Source organism: Mycobacterium sp. ACS4331, from assembly GCF_001667265.1.
In the GTDB taxonomy this organism is placed as follows: Bacteria; Actinomycetota; Actinomycetes; order Mycobacteriales; family Mycobacteriaceae; genus Mycobacterium.
This window is the reverse complement of the sequence record NZ_LZHW01000111.1, coordinates 1-20,520: the sequence shown is the minus strand read 5'-3', so window position 1 is coordinate 20,520 and position 20,520 is coordinate 1. Positions and strand designations below refer to the sequence as shown.

Annotated in this window: 14 protein-coding genes and 1 pseudogene; 6 read left to right on the top strand and 9 right to left on the bottom strand. The window is 68.5% G+C overall.

Features of this window, described 5'->3' with window-relative positions; genetic code table 11:
• Together A5727_RS27960 and rraA are read left to right on the top strand one after the other, a co-directional pair.
• Positions 1-244: pseudogene (locus A5727_RS27960) on the top strand (Rv3852 family protein); the annotation flags it as partial.
• Positions 245-266: 22 nt separating this feature from the next.
• Positions 267-746, top strand: coding sequence for a ribonuclease E activity regulator RraA (gene rraA / locus A5727_RS26080; protein ID WP_068257586.1), 480 nt, complete (start codon positions 267-269; stop codon positions 744-746).
• Positions 747-759: 13 nt separating this feature from the next.
• On the opposite strand, the gene A5727_RS26075 is transcribed toward rraA, so the two are convergent.
• The gene (locus tag A5727_RS26075; RefSeq protein ID WP_068257584.1) at positions 760-2,235 is read right to left on the bottom strand and encodes a flavin-containing monooxygenase; all 1,476 of its coding nucleotides are present in this window, start codon (positions 2,233-2,235) and stop codon (positions 760-762) included.
• A 76-nt stretch (positions 2,236-2,311) separates the two neighbouring features.
• On the opposite strand from A5727_RS26075, the gene A5727_RS26070 reads away from it, so the two are divergent.
• Both A5727_RS26070 and dinB read left to right on the top strand, forming a co-directional pair.
• Complete coding sequence (locus A5727_RS26070) at positions 2,312-2,950, top strand: TetR/AcrR family transcriptional regulator (RefSeq protein ID WP_068257594.1); 639 nt, start codon at positions 2,312-2,314, stop codon at positions 2,948-2,950.
• 92 nt (positions 2,951-3,042) lie between these two features.
• A complete protein-coding gene (dinB, locus tag A5727_RS26065) occupies positions 3,043-4,263 on the top strand; it encodes a DNA polymerase IV (RefSeq protein ID WP_068257581.1) in 1,221 nt (406 codons plus the stop codon).
• 7 nt (positions 4,264-4,270) lie between these two features.
• Here the strand turns inward: dinB and A5727_RS26060 are convergent, their stop codons facing one another.
• Complete coding sequence (locus A5727_RS26060) at positions 4,271-5,278, bottom strand: PHP domain-containing protein (RefSeq protein WP_068257590.1); 1,008 nt, start codon at positions 5,276-5,278, stop codon at positions 4,271-4,273.
• A 76-nt stretch (positions 5,279-5,354) separates the two neighbouring features.
• On the opposite strand from A5727_RS26060, the gene A5727_RS26055 reads away from it, so the two are divergent.
• Positions 5,355-6,206, top strand: a complete 852-nt coding sequence (locus A5727_RS26055; RefSeq protein WP_068257578.1) for an LLM class F420-dependent oxidoreductase — start codon at positions 5,355-5,357, stop codon at positions 6,204-6,206.
• Between the two features lie 350 nt (positions 6,207-6,556).
• On the opposite strand, the gene A5727_RS26050 is transcribed toward A5727_RS26055, so the two are convergent.
• The 3 genes from A5727_RS26050 to A5727_RS26040 all read right to left on the bottom strand — a co-directional run bounded on the left by A5727_RS26050 (position 6,557) and on the right by A5727_RS26040 (position 13,673).
• Entirely contained in the window at positions 6,557-8,023 is a 1,467-nt protein-coding gene (locus A5727_RS26050; RefSeq protein ID WP_068257573.1) for a glutamate synthase subunit beta, read from the bottom strand.
• On the bottom strand, positions 8,016-12,626 hold the full coding sequence (gene gltB, locus A5727_RS26045) for a glutamate synthase large subunit (protein WP_068257570.1): 4,611 nt from the start codon (positions 12,624-12,626) through the stop codon (positions 8,016-8,018). The genes A5727_RS26050 and gltB overlap by 8 nt, the downstream gene beginning before the upstream one ends.
• Before the next feature lie 681 nt (positions 12,627-13,307).
• Positions 13,308-13,673: a WhiB family transcriptional regulator gene (locus tag A5727_RS26040; RefSeq protein ID WP_068257566.1), complete on the bottom strand. Its 366-nt coding sequence runs from the start codon at positions 13,671-13,673 to the stop codon at positions 13,308-13,310.
• A gap of 395 nt (positions 13,674-14,068) precedes the next feature.
• On the opposite strand from A5727_RS26040, the gene A5727_RS26035 reads away from it, so the two are divergent.
• Positions 14,069-15,202: a MinD/ParA family ATP-binding protein gene (locus A5727_RS26035; protein ID WP_068257563.1), complete on the top strand. Its 1,134-nt coding sequence runs from the start codon at positions 14,069-14,071 to the stop codon at positions 15,200-15,202.
• 108 nt (positions 15,203-15,310) lie between these two features.
• On the opposite strand, the gene A5727_RS26030 is transcribed toward A5727_RS26035, so the two are convergent.
• The 4 genes from A5727_RS26030 to mycP all read right to left on the bottom strand — a co-directional run.
• Positions 15,311-16,003 carry a sensor domain-containing protein gene (locus tag A5727_RS26030; RefSeq protein WP_197507762.1) on the bottom strand — a complete coding sequence of 231 codons (693 nt, stop codon included), beginning with the start codon at positions 16,001-16,003 and terminating at the stop codon, positions 15,311-15,313.
• Between the two features lie 28 nt (positions 16,004-16,031).
• Positions 16,032-17,888 (bottom strand): type VII secretion AAA-ATPase EccA, encoded by a 1,857-nt coding sequence (gene eccA / locus A5727_RS26025; RefSeq protein ID WP_068257557.1) that lies wholly within the window; start codon positions 17,886-17,888, stop codon positions 16,032-16,034.
• 10 nt (positions 17,889-17,898) lie between these two features.
• Positions 17,899-19,437, bottom strand: coding sequence for a type VII secretion protein EccE (gene eccE, locus A5727_RS26020; RefSeq protein ID WP_068257554.1), 1,539 nt, complete (start codon positions 19,435-19,437; stop codon positions 17,899-17,901).
• A partial coding sequence (mycP, locus tag A5727_RS26015; RefSeq protein WP_068257551.1) for a type VII secretion-associated serine protease mycosin occupies positions 19,434-20,520 on the bottom strand: 1,087 nt, incomplete at its 5' end. The genes eccE and mycP, both read right to left, overlap by 4 nt.

Sequence of the window (20,520 nt, the reverse complement as noted above, 5' to 3'; positions counted from 1 at the left end):
ACCCAAGCCCGCCCCGCCCGCATCGTCGGTCGCGGGCAACGGCGCAGGCCGGCCCGACGCGGCGCGCGAGGCCGCCGCGCAGGCCAAGTCCGCCGTCGAGAAGGCCCCGGACACGGTCAACCGGCCCGTTCCGCTGGCCCCGGACGCCGGCGGACGGTCGCCCGTTCCGTTCGTGGTGGCCATCGTGGTCAGCCTGCTGGCCGTGCTGCTCGTCCGTCGGCTGCGCCAGCATGATGGGGCCTGAGGCGGCTCGCTAACATCTCCCTGTGACCGTTGAACCCCGCGCCACCGCCGATCTGGTGGATGAGATCGGCCCCGATGTCCGCAGCTGCGACGTCCAGTTCCGGCAGTTCGGCGGGCGCAGCGTGTTCGCGGGCGCGATCAGCACGGTGCGCTGCTTCCAGGACAACGCGCTGCTGAAATCGGTGCTCTCGGAGCCGGGCGAGGGCCGGGTCCTGGTGATCGACGGCGATGCGTCGCTGCACACCGCTTTGGTGGGTGATGTGATCGCCGAGTTGGGCCGGTCCAACGGGTGGTCCGGGCTGATCATCAACGGTGCGGTGCGCGACGCCTCGACCCTGCGGACCCTCGACATCGGCATCAAGGCCCTGGGCACCAACCCGCGCAAGAGCACCAAGACCGGCGCGGGCGAGCGCGACGTCACGGTGTCCCTCGGCGGGATCACGTTCACGCCCGGCGACATCGCCTACAGCGACGACGACGGGATCGTCGTCGTCGCCGCGTAGGCCGCGTGCCCGGCTAGGCCGAAATCGGCTTGGCCGCCCGGTGTCGGGTGAAGTGCAGGGCGTCGTCATCGACCCTGCCCTGCCGGATCGCTCGGATGTCGAAGAAGTAGTTCTGCTTGGCCTTCCACGGACCGTGCGACCCCGACTTCGGCAGGTGATGCAGCGCGCGCTGGAAGTAGCCCGGCGAGAAGTCGGTGAACGGCAGCACCTCGACCTCCGGGCCGGGATGCTTGGGCTCGACCGTGTCGTAGCCGTGCTGGTCCATGTAGTTGAGCAGTCGACAGACGTACTCCGACACCAGATCGGCCTTGAGCGTCCAGGAGGCGTTGGTGTAGCCGATGGTGAAGGCCATGTTGGGGATGTCGGAGAGCATCATCGCCTTGTAGGCCATCGACTTTGAGATGTCCACCGGTTCGCCGTTGCGTGTCACCGACGCGCCGCCGAACAACCGCATGTTCAATCCTGTTGCGGTGATGATGATGTCGGCCTCGAGTTCGGCGCCGGAGGTGAGCTTGATGCCCTTCTCGGTGAACCGCTCGATGGTGTCGGTGACCACGTCGGCCTTGCCCCTGCGGATCGTCTTGAACAGATCGCCGTTGGGCGCCAAGCAGAGTCGCTCATCCCACGGGTTGTAGCTGGGGTTGAAGTGCTTCTCGACGTCGTACCCCTCCGGCAGGCGCCGCTTGGCCATGGTCAGCAGGGTCTTGCGCATGTAGTCCGGGAAACGCCGGGACAGCTGGTACTGCGCCGTGCTGAACGTGATGGCCTTCCACCGGTTCACGAAGTGGGCGGCCTTGGCCGGCAGGAACCTGTTGGCCCGCTCGGCGATGGGGTCGACGTCCGGCAGCGACCCGATGAACGTGGGCGAGCGCTGCAGCATCGTCACGTGCCCGGCACCCGAATTGGCCAGGGCCGGAATGAGAGTGACGGCGGTCGCGCCGCTGCCGATGACGACGATCTTCTTGTCGGTGTAGTCGAGGTCCTCGGGCCAGTGCTGCGGGTGCACGATCGTGCCGCGGAAGTCCTCGGTGCCTTGAAACTCCGGCGTGTAACCCTCGTCGTAGTTGTAGTAACCGCTGCAGGCGAACACGAAGCCGGCCTGCAGTTGGGTGGTCTCGCCATCCCGGTCGATGGTGACGGTCCACCGGTGGTCGGTGTCGGACCAGTCGGCGGCCGTGACGGTGGTGTTGTACCGGATGTGCCTGTCGATGCCGTTCTCCGTCGCGGCATCCTTGATGTAGGCCTTGATCGACGCACCGTCGGCGATGGACTTGGCCGACTCCCAGGGCTTGAAGCGGAAGCCGAGGGTGAACATGTCCGAATCCGACCGGATACCGGGGTACTTGAACAGATCCCACGTGCCGCCCAGGTCGGACCGCCGCTCGAGGATCACGTAACTCTTGTCCGGGCACCGGTCCTGCAGGTGCCAGGCAGCGCTGATGCCGGAGATCCCGGCTCCGACGATCACGACATCGACAAACTCAGTCATGACGTCAAGCTATCAACAGGGTGTTGAGTGCGTCAACAGTGTGTTGAAGTTTTCAACACCCTGTAAAGTGGCTGGCGTGTCAGCCCCCAGTGCAGCCCGACCCAATCGCGGACGCCGGTCGGCGCGCCCCTCCGGAGACGACCGTGAGCAGGCGATTCTCGCCACCGCGCGGCGCCTGCTGGAGGAGAAGCCCTTCACCGAGATCTCGGTCGACGACCTGGCCAAGGGGGCGGGCCTGTCCCGGCCCACGTTCTACTTCTACTTTCCATCCAAAGAGGCCGTGCTGCTGTCACTGCTCGACCCGCTGATCAAGCGTGCCGACACGGGCTTCGCCCGGGTGAACGAGCTTCGGTCCGACCCGCCCAGGGCCTTCCGGGCCGGCATCCACACATTCTTCGACGCGTTCGCCTCCCAGCCCGTGATGGGCCGGGCGGGGGCGCAGGCGCTGTCCACCAGCCCAGAGGTCCGGGCGCTGTGGACTCAGTTCATGCAGCGCTGGATCGACCAGACCACGGCGCTGATCACGTCTGAACGAGAGCGCGGCGCGGCACCCGAGACCATCCCGGCCCGCGAACTGGCCATCGCCCTCAACCTGATGAACGAGCGCACGATGGTGGCGGCGCTGACCGGGGAGTCCGAATCGGTGCCCGCCGATCAGCTGGTGGAGACCCTGGCCCACATCTGGATGTCCAGCATCTACGGCAGCATCCTCTAAGGCCCCACCCCGCGAGCGTGCTGGGTCTGCACGCGACCCCCGTGCAACGTGGGCAGCTCGGCGCCGGATGTGTCCGACCCGGGTGCGAACATATGTTCGTGTCCGACGAGTCCGCCGTCACCTCGGCCAGCATCCTGCATGCCGATCTGGACTCCTTCTACGCCTCGGTCGAGCAGCGCGACGACCCGACGCTGCGCGGGCGTCCCGTCCTCGTCGGCGGTGGTGTCGTGCTGGCCGCCAGCTATGAGGCCAAGGCGTACGGCGTGCGCACCGCGATGGGCGCGCGTCAGGCGCTCCAGCTGTGTCCGGGCGCGATCGTCGTGCCACCCCGGATGTCCGCCTACTCGCGCGCCAGCGAGGCGGTGTTCGCGGTGTTCCGCGACACCACCCCCGTCGTCGAACCGCTGTCGGTCGACGAGGCCTTCCTCGACGTCAGCGGGTTGCGGCGCACCGCCGGAGAACCCGTTCAGATCGCGGCGCGCCTGCGCGAACGGGTCCGTGACGAGGTCGGCCTGCCGATCACGGTGGGCATCGCGCGCACCAAGTTTCTGGCGAAGGTGGCCAGCCAGGTGGCCAAACCGGATGGGCTGCTGCTGGTCGTGCCGCGTGACGAGTTGACCTTCCTGCACCCGCTGCCGGTCCGCCGGCTGTGGGGTGTGGGCGCCAAGACCGAGGAGAAGCTGCGGGCCCACGGCATCGAGACCGTCGCGCAGGTGGCCGAACTTCCAGAGAGCACGCTGGCGGCGATGGTCGGCGGGGCGATGGGCCGCCGGCTGTACTGCCTGTCCCGCAACATCGACCGACGGCGCGTCGTGACGGGCGTGCGGCGCCGGTCGGTCGGAGCGCAGCGCGCCCTGGGCCAGCGGGGCAACACGATGTCGACGGCCGAGATCGACGCCGTGGTGATCAACCTGATCGACCGCATCACCAGGCGCATGCGGTCGGCGGGACGCACCGGCAGGACCGTCACGCTGCGCCTGCGGTTCGCCGATTTCGGCCGGGCCACGCGTTCGCACACGCTGCCCCGGGCCACATCGGCCACCGAGCCCATCCTGGCCGCGGCCCGGGACCTCGTTGGCGCCGCCGCGCCGCTGACCGCGGAGCGGGGCCTGACGCTGATCGGTTTCGCGGTGTCGCACATCGACTGCTCGGGCGCCGCGCAGCTGGAGTTGCCGTTCGGTCGGCACCCCGAGCACGAGACCGTGGACCGTGCGGTCGACGACGTCCGTCGTCGGTTCGGCAACGCCGCGCTCACCCGTGGGGTGCTCGTCGGCCGCGATCACGGCGTGGAGATGCCGCTGCTGCCGGACTGATCCGCCGTCAGCGTGCCGAGGTGAACTCCGTCAGTTCCGCCAGCGACCAGGTGTTGATGATGCGCTCGGGCGGCACCTCGTTGTCCAGCGCGCGCTGCGCGCCGTAGCCGAGGAAGTCGAGTTGGCCCGGAGCGTGCGCATCGGTGTCGATCGAGAACAGGCATCCGATGTCGCGCGCCAGGGTCATCAACCGCGACGGCGGATCACGACGCTCCGGACGGGAGTTGATCTCCACCGCGGTGCCGTGGTCTCGGCACGCCTCAAAGACCTTCTCGGCGTCGAACTTCGACTCGGGGCGCACCCCGCGACCACCCGTGACCAGCCTGCCCGTGCAGTGTCCGAGCACCGACACGCGCTGGTGCGCAACCGCACGCACCATCCGCCGGGTCATGGCGGGGGCGTCCATCGCGAGTTTCGAATGCACGCTGGCCACCACGACATCGAGACGGTCGAGCAGCTCGGGCTCCTGGTCCAGCGTGCCGTCTTCGAGGATGTCGACCTCGATCCCGGTCAGGATGCGCATGGGGGCGAACCGCTCCCGCAGTTCGTCGATGACGTCCAACTGCTCGCGCAGCCGGTCGGGCGAGAGGCCGTTGGCCACCCGCAGGCGCGGCGAATGGTCCGTCAGCGCGCAGTATTGGTGTCCCAGCGCCTGCGCGGCAGCCATCATCTCCGGGATCGGCGCCGAACCGTCGGACCAGTTCGAATGCAGATGCAGATCGCCCTTCAACGCCGCCCGCAGCTCTCCGCCACCCAAATCCTCTGCCGCAGCGCGTAACTCGAGCAGCACATCGGGCTCGCGGCCTGACCAGGCCTGCGCGATCACCGCGGCGGTCTTCGGTCCGATGCGGGGCAGGTTCTGCCAGGAGTTTGCCCGGCCATGCTGGGCGCGCTGCTCATCGGTCAACGCGTCCACCACATCGGCAGCGTTGCGGTAGGCCATCACACGGCGACTGTCCTCACGCGCCCGGTCCTTGTAGTAGGCGATCTCGCGCAGCACGGCGGCCGGATCCAGGGGTGCCATTCCTCCAGTGTGCCCGGACTCCGTCCGCGAGAAGCGCCACGAGCGATTCGCGATTAGCCTCGGTGTGATGCGATTTGCGTTCAAGACCTCACCGCAGAACACCACCTGGCCCGACATGCTCGCGGTCTGGAAGGCCGCCGACGAGATCGACGTCTTCGAGTCGGGGTGGACCTTCGATCACTTCTATCCGATCTTCTCGGACCCCACCGGGCCATGCCTGGAGGGCTGGGTGACGCTGACGGCACTGGCACAGGCCACCGAGCGGTTGCGGGTGGGTGTGCTGGTCACCGGCATCCACTATCGGCATCCGGCGGTGCTGGCCAACATGGCCTCGGCGCTGGACATCGTCTCGAACGGGCGCCTCGAACTGGGGCTCGGCGCGGGCTGGAACGAGGAGGAGTCCGGGGCCTACGGCATCGAGTTGGGCAGCATCAAGGAACGCTTCGACCGGTTCGAGGAGGCCTGCCAAGTGCTCAAGGGCCTGCTCAGCCAGGAGACGACGACCTTCGACGGCACGTTCTACCAGCTCACCGATGCCCGCAACGAGCCCAAGGGCCCGCAGCGGCCCCACCCGCCGATCTGCATCGGCGGAAGCGGTGAGAAGCGCACGCTGCGGATCACCGCGCGCTATGCCGACCATTGGAACTTCGTGGGTGGCCCTCCGGAGGAGTTCGCACGCAAGCGCGACGTGCTGGCCGCGCACTGCGCCGACATCGGCCGCGACCCCGGGGAGATCATGCTGTCCTCCCATGTCCGGCTGAGCCCCGAACGCGATTACCAGAAGGTCGTCGACGAGGCCGCCGCGTTGGGCGCCGAGGGCCTGGACCTCGCGATCGTCTACCTGCCGCCGCCCTATGATCCCGCGGTGCTCGAACCGTTGGCGCAGACGATCCGGGATTCGGGGCTGCTCACCCAGTGACGGCGGCGCGCGAGCGCGGGCAAAATGCCACCGACGTCAGCTCAGGCTGGCGTACCGCGGTGCTAGACGCCGTACCGAATGAGCTCGGCGGGAGTCACCAACCGCTCGTGTTTGGCCGGGAACTCCCGGCTCTTGACGGGATGCCGAAACAATGACCAGGCGATTCGCCCCACCCGCGAGCGGGTCAATGGGTTGACGTGCACGGCTATCACTTCCCTGCGGTCGGAATAGCTGGACCGGGGCCCCACACTACCGCAGTGCCCGCTGTCACACATTAAAACCCCGTGAACCGGCAAACCCGGCGAGGCACGCCGAGTTAAAGTCCGATGATTCTGGTGTGACTGGTGTGACTACCGTTGCGGAGCGGCGGTCGGCTTGATCGGCGCCGGAAGTGCCGTCTCACCGGTGAGGAACCGATCGACACCGGCTGCCGCGGCCCGCCCCTCGGCGATCGCCCACACGATCAGTGACTGTCCGCGACCCATGTCGCCGGCAACGAAGACGCCCGGAACCGTGGTCTGGAAGTCGTCATCGCGCGCGACGTTGCCACGATCGGTGAACTCGACGCCCAGCTCGGTCAGCAGGCCGTCCTTCTCCGGGCCCACGAAGCCCATCGCCAGCAGCACCAGGTCGGCCTCCAGCTCGAAGTCGGTGCCCTCGACCTTCTCGAACCTGCCGGCCTTCATCTCGACCTCGTGCACCTTGAGCGCCTTGACGTGTCCGTTCTCGCCGAGGAACGCCTCGGTGTTCACGGAGAACACGCGCTCGCCGCCCTCCTCGTGGGCCGAGGACACGCGGAACATCAGCGGATAGGTCGGCCACGGCGTCGACTCCGCCCGGGTCTCCGGGGGCCGCGGCATGATCTCGAACTGGTGCACGCTGGCCGCGCCCTGGCGGTGCGATGTGCCGAGGCAGTCCGCTCCGGTGTCGCCGCCGCCGATGATGACGACCTTCTTGCCCTTGGCGCTGATGGGCGGCTGGCCGTCCTCGTCGGTGACGGGGTCGCCGAGTTGGACCCGGTTGGCCCACGGCAGGAACTCCATCGCCTGATGGATGCCGTCGAGTTCCCGGCCGGGAACCGGCAGGTCACGCCATGCGGTGGCGCCGCCCGCGAGCACGACGGCGTCGAAGTCCTCGCGCAACTGCTCGACGGTGATGTCGACGCCGACGTTGACGCCCGGACGGAAGACCGTGCCCTCGGCCTCCATCTGCTCCAGACGGCGGTCGATGTGCCGCTTCTCCATCTTGAACTCGGGGATGCCGTAGCGCAGCAGGCCGCCGATGCGATCGGCACGCTCGAAGACCGTGACGTGATGCCCGGCCCGGGTCAGCTGCTGGGCGGCGGCGAGGCCGGCCGGGCCGGAACCGACGACGGCCACCTTCTTTCCGGTCAGCACGTCCGGCGGCAGCGGCACGACCCAGCCCTCGTCGAAGGCGTTGTCGATGATCTCGACCTCGACCTGCTTGATGGTCACCGGATCCTGGTTGATGCCCAGCACACACGAGGCCTCACACGGCGCGGGGCACAGCCGACCGGTGAACTCCGGGAAGTTGTTGGTCGCGTGCAACCGCTCGATGGCGTCGCGCCACCGATCGCGGAACACCAGGTCGTTCCACTCCGGGATCAGGTTGCCCAGCGGGCAGCCGTTGTGGCAGAACGGGATACCGCAGTCCATGCACCGCGACGCCTGCACCTGCAGGGTGTCGTGGCTGAACTCCTCGTAGACCTCGCGCCAGTCCTTGAGCCGCAGCGGCACGGGACGACGCTTCGGCGTCTCACGGTGGGTGTGCTTCAGGAAGCCGCTTGGATCACCCACGAGCGGCCGCCATGATCGCGTCGTTGACGTCCGAGCCCGTGGCCTCGGCGTCGGAGATGGCCTCGAGCACCCGGCGGTAGTCGCGCGGCATCACCTTGGCGAAATGCTGCTGCTGGGCCGGCCAGTCGGCCAGAATCCGTTGTCCGACAGCCGAGTCAGTGGCGTCAACGTGCGCGGTGATCATTTCCTGCAACCATTCGAGGTCGGCGTCGTCCAGAGCTTCAAGAGCGACCATCTCTCCGTTCAGATTGTCGGGCAGCGCGCGGTTCGGGTCGTAGACGAAGGCGATTCCGCCTGACATGCCCGCAGCGAAGTTGCGTCCGGTGGCGCCCAGGATCACCACCCGGCCCCCGGTCATGTACTCACATCCGTGGTCGCCCACACCCTCGACCACCGCGTGGGCGCCGGAGTTGCGGACGGCGAAGCGCTCACCGACGACACCGCGCAGGAACGCGGTTCCGCTGGTGGCGCCGAACAGGATCACGTTGCCGCCGATGATGTTGTCCTCGGCGACGTAGTCGGCGGGCGCGCCGTCGGACGGGCGGACCACGATTCGTCCACCCGAAAGGCCCTTGCCCACATAGTCATTGGCATCGCCGTAGACCCGCAGCGTGATGCCCTTGGGCACGAAGGCGCCGAAGCTGTTGCCGGCCGAGCCCTCGAACGTGATGTCGATGGTCCCGTCGGGCAGGCCCTGACCGCCGTAGGCCTTGGTCACCTCGTGGCCGAGCATCGTGCCGACCGTGCGGTTGACGTTGGCGATCTTGGTGGTGAAACGCACCGGGGTGCCGCTGTCCAGGGCCTCGCGGCACTGCGTGATCAGCTGCTGGTCCAGCGCCTTGTCCAGGCCGTGGTCCTGGCGCGAACTGCAGTACAGGTCCTGGTTCATGAACGCCGATTCGGGCTCATGCAGCACCGGGGTCAGGTCCAGCTTGTAGGCCTTCCAGTGCTCGGCGGCCCGCGCGGTGTCGAGGGCGCCGACCTGGCCGACCATCTCGTTGATGGTGCGGAAGCCCAACTGCGCCATGAGTTCCCGGACCTCTTCGGCGATGAAGAGGAAGAAGTTCTCGACGAACTCGGGCTTGCCGTTGAACCGCTCCCGCAGCACCGGGTTCTGCGTGGCCACACCCACCGGGCAGGTGTCGAGGTGGCACACCCGCATCATGATGCACCCGGACACCACCAGCGGCGCGGTCGCGAAGCCGAACTCCTCGGCACCCAGCAGGGCCGCGACCACCACGTCGCGGCCGGTCTTCAGCTGCCCGTCGACCTGCACCACGATGCGATCGCGGAGCCCGTTGAGCAGCAGGGTCTGCTGCGTCTCGGCCAGGCCGAGCTCCCATGGCGCACCGGCGTGCTTCTGGGAGGTCAACGGCGTGGCGCCGGTGCCACCGTCGTGACCCGAGATCAGCACGACGTCGGCGTGGGCCTTGGAGACGCCGGCGGCCACCGTGCCGACGCCGTTCTCGCTGACCAGCTTGACGTGGATGCGTGCGGCCGGGTTGGCGTTCTTCAGGTCGTGGATCAGCTGCGCCAGATCCTCGATCGAGTAGATGTCGTGGTGCGGCGGCGGCGAGATCAGGCCGACTCCTGGCGTGGAGTGCCGCACCTCGGCCACCCACGGGTACACCTTGTGTCCCGGAAGCTGCCCACCCTCACCGGGTTTCGCTCCCTGGGCCATCTTGATCTGGATGTCGGTGCAGTTGGTCAGGTAGTGGCTGGTGACGCCGAAGCGCGCCGAGGCCACCTGCTTGATCGCACTGCGGCGCCAGTCGCCGTTGGCGTCGGGTTCGAAGCGGTCGACGGACTCGCCACCCTCACCGGAGTTGGACCGGCCGCCCAGGCGGTTCATCGCGATGGCCAGCGTCTCGTGTGCCTCGGCCGAGATCGACCCGTAGCTCATCGCACCCGTGGAGAAGCGTTTGACGATCTCGCTGGCGGGTTCCACCTCGTCGAGCGGAACCGGCGGGCGCACACCCTCTTTGAACTTCAGCAGGCCGCGCAGCGAGGCCATCCGCTCGCTCTGGTCATCGACCAGCTTGGTGTACTCCTTGAACACCGAGTACTGGCCGGTGCGCGTCGAATGCTGGAGCTTGAACACGGTGTCGGGGTTGAACAGGTGGTACTCACCCTCACGGCGCCACTGGTACTCGCCGCCCACCTCGAGTTCTCGGTGTGCACGCTCGTCTGGACGCTCCAGGTAGGCCAGGCCGTGCCGGGTGGCGACGTCGGCCGCGATGTCGTCGAGGTCGATTCCACCTGTGGCGCAGTGCAACCCGGTGAAGTACTCGTCGAGCACGCGCTGGCCGATGCCGATCGCCTGGAACAGCTGCGCGCCGGTGTAGGAGGCCAGGGTCGAGATGCCCATCTTGGACATCACCTTCAGCACACCCTTGCCCGCGGCCTTGACGTAGTTGTTCTTGGCCTCGTCGCTGGACAGCCCCGTGATGAGGCCACGGTCGACCATGTCCTCGATGGACTCGAAGGCCATGTAGGGGTTGATCGCGGCGGCACCGAAGCCACACAGCATCGCCATGTGGTGCACCTCGCGGGCGTCGCCGGCCTCCACCACCAGGCCGACCTGCGTGCGGGTGCGTTCCCGCACCAGGTGGTGGTGCACCGCGGCCACCGACAGCAGCGACGGGATCGGGGCGAGCCACTCATTGGACTCCCGGTCGGACAGCACGATGATGCGCGCGCCGTTGCGGATCGCCTGCGACACCCGCTTGCGCACGTCCTCGAGTGCGCGGCGCAGGCCCGGGCCGCCGTCGGCGACGGGGTAGAGGCACTGCACCACCGCGGCCCGCAGGCCGTGCTTGCGGCCGCGGATCTCGTGGTCGGGGTCGACGTTGATCAGCTTGGCCAGTTCGATGTTGCGCAGGATGGGCTGCGGCACGACGATCTGGCGGCAGGAGTTCTCGTCGGGGTTGAGCAGGTCGCCCTCGGGGCCGAGGACGCCCTGCAGGCTGGTGACCACCTCTTCGCGGATGGCGTCCAGCGGCGGGTTGGTCACCTGCGCGAACAACTGCTGGAAGTAGTCGAACAGCATCCGGGGGCGCTGCGAGAGCACCGCGATCGGGGTGTCGGTGCCCATCGAGCCCAGAGCCTCGGCGCCGGTCCGGGCCATCGGCGCCACCAGCAGGTTCAGCTCCTCGTAGGTGTAGCCGAAGATCTGCTGGCGCAGCACCACGCGGTGATGCGGCATCTTGACGTAGTTGCCCTCGGGCAGCTCGCTGAGGTGGAACAGGCCGTCGTCGAGCCACTCCTGGTAGGGGTGCTCGGCGGCGAGTTCGGCCTTGATCTCCTCGTCTTCGACGATGCGGCCCTGCGCGGTGTCCACCAGGAACATGCGGCCCGGCTGCAGGCGCATGCGCTTGACGACCTTGCCTGGGTCGATGTCGAGCACACCGGCCTCTGAGGCCATGACCACCAGGCCGTCGTCGGTGACCCACACGCGGGACGGGCGCAGACCGTTGCGGTCGAGCACCGCGCCGACGACGGTGCCGTCGGTGAAGCACACCGACGCCGGTCCGTCCCACGGCTCCATGAGCGAGGCGTGGTAGCGGTAGAACGCCCGGCGAGCCGGGTCCATGTCCTCGTTGCGCTCCCAGGCCTCGGGGATCATCATCAGCACGGCGTGCGCCAGGCTGCGCCCACCGAGGTGCAGCAGTTCGAGGACCTCGTCGAACCGTGCGGTGTCGGAGGCCCCCGGCGTACAGACGGGGAAGATCTTGTTCAGGTCGTTGTGGTAGCCGAAGACGTCGGTGTGGATCAGCGCCTCGCGGGCCCGCATCCAGTTCTCGTTGCCGGTGACGGTGTTGATCTCACCGTTGTGGGCGACCCGGCGGAACGGATGGGCCAGCGGCCACGACGGGAAGGTGTTGGTCGAGAAGCGCGAGTGCACGATGCCCAGCGCACTCTCGAGGCGGTCGTCCTGCAGATCGAGGTAGAACGCCTTGAGCTGCGGGGTGGTCAGCATGCCCTTGTAGACGAACGTCTGCCCGGACAGGCTCGGGAAGTACACGGTCTCGCGGCCGGGGCCGTCCTGGCCCGGGCCCTTGGTGCCGAGTTCGTGTTCGGCGCGCTTGCGGATCACGTAGGCGCGACGTTCGAGGTCCATGCCCTCGGCGCCGGCGATGAAGATCTGCCGGAACGTCGGCATGGCGTCGCGGGCGAGCGCGCCCAGCGAGGACTCGTCGGTGGGCACGTCGCGCCAGCCCAGCAGATCCAGGCCCTCGGCCTCGACGATCTTCTCCAGCGCCGCGCACGCCGCTGCGGCGTCCTTGGCCGACTGCGGCAGGAACGCGATTCCGGTGGCGTAGCTGCCGGGTGCGGGCAGGTCGATCCCCTGCTCGCCGCAGACCTCACGGAGGAACCGGTCCGGTACCTGCAGCAGGATGCCCGCGCCGTCGCCGGTGTTCGGCTCGGCGCCCTGAGCACCGCGGTGCTCGAGGTTCACCAGCGCCGTGATGGCCTTGTCGACGATGTCGCGGCTGCGACGCCCGTGCATATCGACGACCATGGCAACACCACACGAGTCGTGCTCATATGCAGGGTTGTAAAGCCCGGCGCTGCGGGGCGTTCTACCGTCCGGAAAACCCACCTGGACCCCTTCGTGAAGAGAGCGTTGGGGCGCTGCTCTTCGCTTTTCACATGTCTGATCAGGGCCTACGCCGCGTCCCGGAGGTAGCGGGCTGGGCCCCTCGGTCTGTCTGTCATGACCCCCATGTGTCTGGGGCGGGCCCGTGCAGCGCTGAACGGCGGCCCGATTGAGTCAGGTCACGACAAGTTGTAAAACGATAAGGCACAGAGCGCCCGTGACGCCAACTTAGTGCGCCCTAAGTGCGGTTGTCCTGACATATTCGCGGTGCGCCGCCAGCCCCCCGGCCCTCTGAGCCAACAACCCTGCACTGCAATGGAATTCGCCGCCTCCGGCGCGGAGATTCACCCCGCCCCACAGCTGCCCTTTTCGAAGATGCGCCTTAGGAAATTTGCTGAAATCCCGCGCGGCCCGCGCGCCGCCGGGAGAGACCGCCGACGACCTGCAATGCAACGCGCATCGGGCGCGCTTTGGATGTTTGCGGAAAGGTAAATCCAAATCTTAGACGGGCCCCGGCCCCGCCGACAGCTGAGTCGAGACCGCGGCCACCCCTCATCGGGGCGCCCGCCGGGCCGTCCCGATGGCCGCGGTCTCGACTCCCACTGCGCAGGCCTCCCCCGAATTAGCCTGCCCTGCAGCCCAATCAGCATCCCGCCGACGGGCCGCACAGACATGCGTAGTGCGCTACTCGTGTGAGCGTTCGCCGGACTCCGGGGCGTCGGAGTCCTCGGGTTCGACGAATCGGCGCCTGGTGGCCTTGCGGACCGGGTACCCGCCGCGCTCGGCCAGAGACCTCAACTGGCGCAACGCAAACGTGCGACCGCGTCCGCCTTCGGGGATCACGATGCCGGCCCAGACACCCTCGGCGCCGGGGATCTCGACCGCGTCGCGGGCGCACAGCCAGCGCCGCGGGCAGCTCCGGCAGATGGCCTTGGTGGCGTCGTCCGTCGCGGTCATCCACCGGTCGGGGTCGGAGACGCAGGCGCCGACGACCTCGAACGGTGTGACGCCGTCGGGTGAGTGGTGGCCCGGGTTGAGTGCGCTGGTCATGAGGCTTCCTCTCGAAGGGGAACGTTCTCGATGACGAAACCGTAGCATCAATTTCCGTAGCAGTGCAACCGTTTGTGTAGCACCGCTTGCGCGGGGCGTCGCAGCACCCGCACGGCTTCCCGACTTCTCATCGACGCAGGCAGAGCGCCCCGCATAGGCGCTGTTGTCGGAGTCTCCGGCACCGGGACGCTTTCACGCGGTGCCGCATTCCGCGGTAATGTCGGTGCATAAGACGTAGCGGCGATGCGTTTTGCTGCCCGCTTCGTTGCGTACCGCCACGGATGACTCCATCCGGCACGCGTCGATGGTCGATACTGGAGACGTCCGGTCGCCATGGCGCACAGGCAACCCGGCATCGTCCCGCACCGCAATTCACCCCAGGAGGTCCCCGAGCAGTGGCCGAGCGCGAAGACTTTCTCCGTGATCGTCAGGTGGCTCCGCAGCAGTACGCGCCGCCGCCCCCGCCGGCGGGAGGGTGGAGTGCCACAACGGTGCCGCCCGCACCGCCGGCCACCGGCGCACCTGGCCACGGCGCCGCACATCCGGGTGCCGCCGTGCCGGGCGCCCCGCTCCCCGGCCTTGCCCCCTGGCCCGACTTCGGCCACCGCACCGCACCGCAGCGCAGGCCGCAGGCGACGCGGGGGTGGCGTCGCGCCGTCCGGATCGCGACCTTCGGGCTGGTGAACCTCGGTCCGTCCCGCGCCGAACGCCACACCGCAGAACTCGAAGCGATCATCCGGGCCCCATTGCGCAACTACTACAAGGTCGGCGTACTCGGGAAGGGCGGCGTCGGCAAGACCTCGGTCGCGGCCAGCGTGGGGTCGGTGTTCGCCGAGCTGCGCCCGTCGGACCGGGTGGTCGCCATCGACGCCGACACGGCCTTCGGACGCCTCGGCAGCCGGATCGACCCGAACGCCCGCGGGTCGTACTGGGAACTGGCCGCCGATGTGAACCTGGAGAGCTTCGCCGACCTGCGCACCCGGGTCGGCAACAACGCGTCCGGGTTGTACGTGCTTGCGGGCGAGCCCGCCAGCACCCGCAAGCGCGTCCTCGATCCGGCGATCTACCGGGAGGCCGCGCTGCGCCTCGATCGACACTTCACCATCTCGATCGTGGACTGCGGGTCCACCATGGACGCCCCCGTCACTCAGGAGGCGCTGCGCGATCTCGACGCGCTCATCGTGGTCTCGTCACCGTGGGCCGACGGTGCGGGTGCGGCCGCGCAGACCATGGAGTGGCTGGCCAACCACGGCATGGCCGATCTCCTCCGGCGCACCATCGTGGTGCTCAACGACTCCGACGGCCACGCCGATAAGCGCACGAAAGCTGCTCTGGCACAACAGTTCACCAGCCGGGGACAGGTGGTTGTGGAGGTGCCGTTCGATCCGCACCTGCGGCCGGGCGGCGTCATCGACGTGTCCCGTGAGATGGCCCCGGTCACCCGGCAGCGGTTTCTGCAGATCGCCGCGACGGTCGCAGGCCACTTCAACACCGCGCCGCCACGGCCCGTAGCCGGCGGCACCGCCTGATCGCGCTGGCCCAGCCTGGCCTGGCGCTGACCTCGAATTGTCGTGAATGGCTGCGATATTCCCGACATCACGACCCTCAGCGACAACTCGGCGGCTGATCCAGCCGGATCAACCCGGAATGCGCCGCAGGATCTCCGTCATGATGCGCTCACCCTGATCGGTCACTCCCAGTTGGCAGGCGTTGACGTCCGCGATCACATTCGCCTTCCGGCCCAGCGCGCGTGAGCACGCCCATCCGCCGCCGTCGACCTGGGTGCTCACCGCCGCCAGCGTCGAGTCCGTGGCCACGGGCGTACCGATGACGAAGGTCTCCACCCCGGCATCGAAGGTCGTCGTCAGCGACTTGTCCGCACACTCATCCCAGGCCTCGTGCATCGTGTCGAACGCGTCCTCGGCCTGGGCGATCGTCGGGAACGCCACGACCACCTGGATCGCCACATGCTCGCTGATCGCGGGGTCCTCGCCCAGCCTCTCCCCCTGCAGCCCCGAGTATCCCGACCCGGCGTAGGCGGTGGCGCGCGCCGGATACATCACGCCCAGACACTCCGGCAGCGACGGCACCCCACCGTCTGCCAGGGTGGCCTCCGAGACCGTGTCGCCGACCTGCAGCACCTTCAGATTCGGTGCATCCAGAGTGGACTTGATCTCCGGCAGTGGGGCCAGGAGCGTCTTGAGGTTGGCGATCGCGACCAGCGGCGGCGGGGTCGGGTCTTTGACCGGCCCGCCCGAAACCACCGAGGTGCACCCCGTGATCAGCACCGCCAGGGACAGCACAGCAGTGCTGAGGCGTCGTGACGTCACAGTTGACGACGGTAGCGCGCCGGCCATGTCACACCTCGATCGGAACATGCTTTTCGGCGCAGGCATCGCGGATCGCCGCCAACACATCCTGGGGCCGGATGGTCTCGAGGTCGGTCACCGTCACCGAGCCCCGGTCGGTGCGGTGCTGCGCGGCCACTCGCGAATCCCGCAGGCGCTCAGCGCGTTCGACGACGTTGCGTGCGAACCGACCGTTCTGCATCACGTCCACGCCGTGGGTTCCGTCCGGGGCGCGGTATGCCCGCAGCGCCCGGCAGGCCGTGGCGAACACGTCAGCCGCGGCTGGGTCGATGACAGTCGCTCGCGGCTGGCCGTACCGCGTCGCGATCTGCACCAACTCGTCGGGACTGTAGGACTCGAAGCGCAGTTTGCGGTTGAACCGGCCGGCCAGACCCGGGTTGACGGTGAGGAACTCGTCGACCTCCTTCTCATAGCCCGCGCCGATGAAGCAGAAGTCGAACCGGTGCACCTCGAGCGCCACCAGCAGCTGGTTGACGGCCTCCATCCCGATCATGTCCGGACGCCCATCATGGTGACGTTCCACGAGGCTGTAGAACTCGTCCATGAACAGGATCCGGCCCAGCGAGCGGTTGATCAGCTCGTTGGTCTTCGGGCCCGACGAGCCGATGTGCTCGCCGCAGAAGTCCGCGCGCTTGACCTCGATGATCTCCGGATGCCGGACAATTCCGAACCCGGCATAGATCTTGCCGAGCGCCTCGGCTGTGGTCGTCTTGCCGGTGCCCGGCGGGCCGACCAGCAGCATGTGGTTGGTCTGGTTGGTCACCGGCAGACCGTGCGCCAAACGCAGTGCGCGCACCTCAATCTGGTCCTCCAGTTCGGCGACGGCGCGCTTGACCTCGGCAAGACCCACCTGGTTGTCCAGCAGCGCGCGCCCTTCCGCGAGGAGTTCGGCGCGACGTTCGTCGTTCTCCTCCTGGGCGCGGTCCTCCGAAGACTGCTCGGTGGTGACGTCCCAGCGATTGGTCCGGCTGTTGATGGTCTCCTCGTCGGTGACCACCAAACGCAGACTTGGATCAGCGAGCGCCTCCTGCGCGACCGCGATCAACGCGCCGTTGATGGTCGCCTTCGACAATGCCACCTGGGCCTTGTCCTCCTCGCCCAGCTGGCGGTGCGCCATCCCCCGGATGTAGGCGGCGTCGGCGGCGATCAGCGGGAACTCGGCCGGGTCGATCGCGGCGACCAAGCCGTCGACCAGATCGCGGCGGCGCGCCTCACCCGCGCCCTCATGTCGTGCCCGCAGATCGACCCGATCCACCCAGTCCAGCGCGACGCGTGCCTGCCCCAGGTGCGCGGCGGCATGAGCGGCCAAGGTGTTGGTCGCAGCGGTGACGGCCGACATGATGATCGCCTGCGGGGGAAGCACGGTCGCCGCGACCGCGATGACGTCAGGCCATCGTTGCGTGACGAACATCAGATACGCCCGCAGATACTGCTGCCACTGGTGGTTCTCCCAGCTGTCCAGCAGCGCCGGGTCATTCAACAGCGCTTCGGCCTTCTCGAACTGGCGGTCGTCAACCAGCGCCGAGGCGAGCGCCAGGCCCACGTGCGACGCCTCCGTGACGTTGATCGCCAGATACGGGCCGGCCTTGATGTGCGCCCCCAACGACGCCCCGATGCGGTTGGTCTCGCGGTGCAGCCGGGCTCCGTACGCGTGCAGTTCCTGCAGGGTCGACAGCGCCTCGTCGCCGGCCGCGACGCGGCCCAACCATGCATCGGCCATCGTCGGGTCGGTTTCGGTGGCCTCGCGGAACCGTGCAAGCGCCGCGGCGGGATCCGCCGGCAGCAGCGCCATAGCCTGATCGAACTGCCTGCGGGCGACTGCCGTCACGTTGCTGCTGGTGGTCATGGCGGAAGCCTCAACGCCTTTCTTCGACGAGTTCGCGGTCGCTGCTCAGATGCAGGGGCTCGGCCGACACATAGCGGTTCTCGGCCCGGAACAACTCCACCTCAACCGTGCTGACCTGTCCGGCGGCGCGCACCTCCACGAGCGCGGGGCCGATCTGAGTGATGAGCACGTCCACCGAACCCCGCACCGGTTCGCCCGGCGCGCCGACTGTGATCACGGTGTTGGGCCGCGGAACCGGCGCGAGGGGGCCGTCGGTCACGCATACGGTGGTCCCACCCACCGGCCGCGGACCGTCGGTCACCGCGATGTCCGGCATGCGCACGGTGGCCCACCGCTGCGGATCCCTGGTGTGCACCGTGATCCGGTCGCCGGCTCCGGCCGTGCGGACCACGAGACGTTTCGCCACGACATCGTCCGCGGCGATGTGCACCCGGCTGAACTCACCGGGATCGCTGAACGGCAGCATCATCCGGTCTCCGGCGCCGACCTTTCCGATCAGCACACCGGACGCACCGATCGGCATGGTCAGGCCCGCCGGCGCGGGCGCGCGCGGCACCCCCCGCAGCGTCGGGGTGAGACCACACATGCTCGCCGCCAGCGCGGCGGCCTGTTGTCCGGGAAGCGTGCGCATGATGACGCTCGGCGGGCTGGCGAGTGGTTGAGTTGTGCGCACGGTGACTGTCGCGGTCGCGGTGCGGTCGGCGAACAGGGTCAGATTCTGGATCACGCCGTCGGCACGCAGCGACCAGGCCTGGCCCAGTGTCTCGGAGTTGATGTCCCGCGGCCGGTACCAGTAGGTGCTCAGCCAGCCGTTGTCGCCACGCACCGATCGCCAGGCCTGCCTGCCGGGCTGCAGCGCCGCACGGCAGGCGCGTCGTTCCATCTCGACCATGTCGGTGGCGGTCGCGACCCTGGCTCGCACCCCGCGACACCGCAGGTGCGCGCTGATGCGTTGTGCGACAGCCAATGCGGCCGTGCCCGCCGTCAGCCTCCACTGCAGCGCATCGGCATTGGGATAAGAGGGGACCCGCACGATCACCCAGGTCTCGCGTTGGCCGGCGTAGGGGGGCGTCCCGATCAGGGTGTCGTACACCCGCGGATAGTCCCCGGTCGCGCGCCGCCGAGCGCCGAAGCTCACAACGCTCATCGACTCCACCGTCAACCCGAGGCTCTGGCGCAGCAGACCGTGCAGGTCATCGAGGTCCAACACGTTGTCCGTCGAGGTGGCCGTCGACCCGGTGAAAAGCGTTGGGGTGTGTGCCCTGCCGAGGACCTGGACGGCGACGACGGCGACATCCCCGAGGTACCGCACACCGCCACCGGATCGGTCGTTGGCCACGGTGACGGGCTCAGGCAACTCGATGGGCTGATTGCGTCGGAGCACCAGTCCCAGCCACGACCACAGCGGCAGTCGCCACCACCGCACCGCGCCGAACGCCACCCCCAACACCAGTCCACCGGCGGCGCCGGGATATCCCCCGACACTCCACCCGACCAGTCCGGACAGCAGCACGCCGACGATGACCACCAACCGGGCTCCCTCGCTCATCGGGCCCGCCGTGCTCTGCCGACCAGTGCCGCGATCAGCGCGATTCCCGCCACCGCGCCCGCGAACCCCAACGCCGCGTTGCGTGCGCGATGGTCGGGCGCCGGAGGAGGAGGTGGCGGCACCACGATGCGGAACTCAGACCCCGGTGCACGGGGCGCGCCGGGCGGCACGTTGAACGTCAGCGCCGCAACGGGATCCACCACGCCGTAACCGACCTGGTTGTCCACCCCGCGGGGCGGATTGTGCGCGGTCTGCAGGATCCGGTTGACCACCTGATGCGCGGTCAGGTCCGGATACTTGGCCCGCACCAGGGCGGCGACGCCGCTGACGTAGGCGGCCGAGAAACTCGACCCCCAGAACGGCGTGTTGGGTTCACCGGGTTTGGTGGGCGGATAGGCGTTGACCGCCGTCCCGTTCTGCGGGGACAGACCCATGATGCCGACCCCGGGTGCCGCCGCGGCGACCCAGGGTCCGGCGAGGCTCTTGGCCAGCGGTGCCCCGGTGTTGTCGACGGCTCCCACCGACAGGACGTAGTCGGAGAACCACGAGGGCGACGACACGGTCTTGACCTGTCGCCAGTCCCGTGGGTCGTCGGCGTTGAGGGGATCGAAGAGCGGGTTCTGCGCGCAGTTGTCCTCGCCCTCGTTGCCTGCGGCCGCGACGATCACGGCGTCCTTGACCGTCGCGGCGTACCAGACGGCCGCCCCGAGAGCGCGCTGGTCCAGCGGGTCGGCGGCAGACACACACGAGGTCACGCTGATGTTGATGACCTTGGCACCCATGTTGGCCGCGTGCACGATGGCCTGGGCGAGCGACGAGATGGTGCCGGCTTTGCGCCGGGCCTCGTTGTCCCCGGGTTGCGGGTCGACGAATTCGTAGGCCCTCGAAGACTGCCGGATCGCGATGATGACCGCATGCGGGGCGACACCCGCGACGCCGTCGGGTGCACCCGGTGGAGGTCCGGGGACGGCTGGGCTCTCCTGACCGTCCGGCGCGGGATCGCCTGGGGCGTTGGCGGGTTGGGCCGGCGGCGGCGCGTCGGGTGGCGGCGGTTCCGGAGGTGGCGGGGGCGCGGGCCTGACC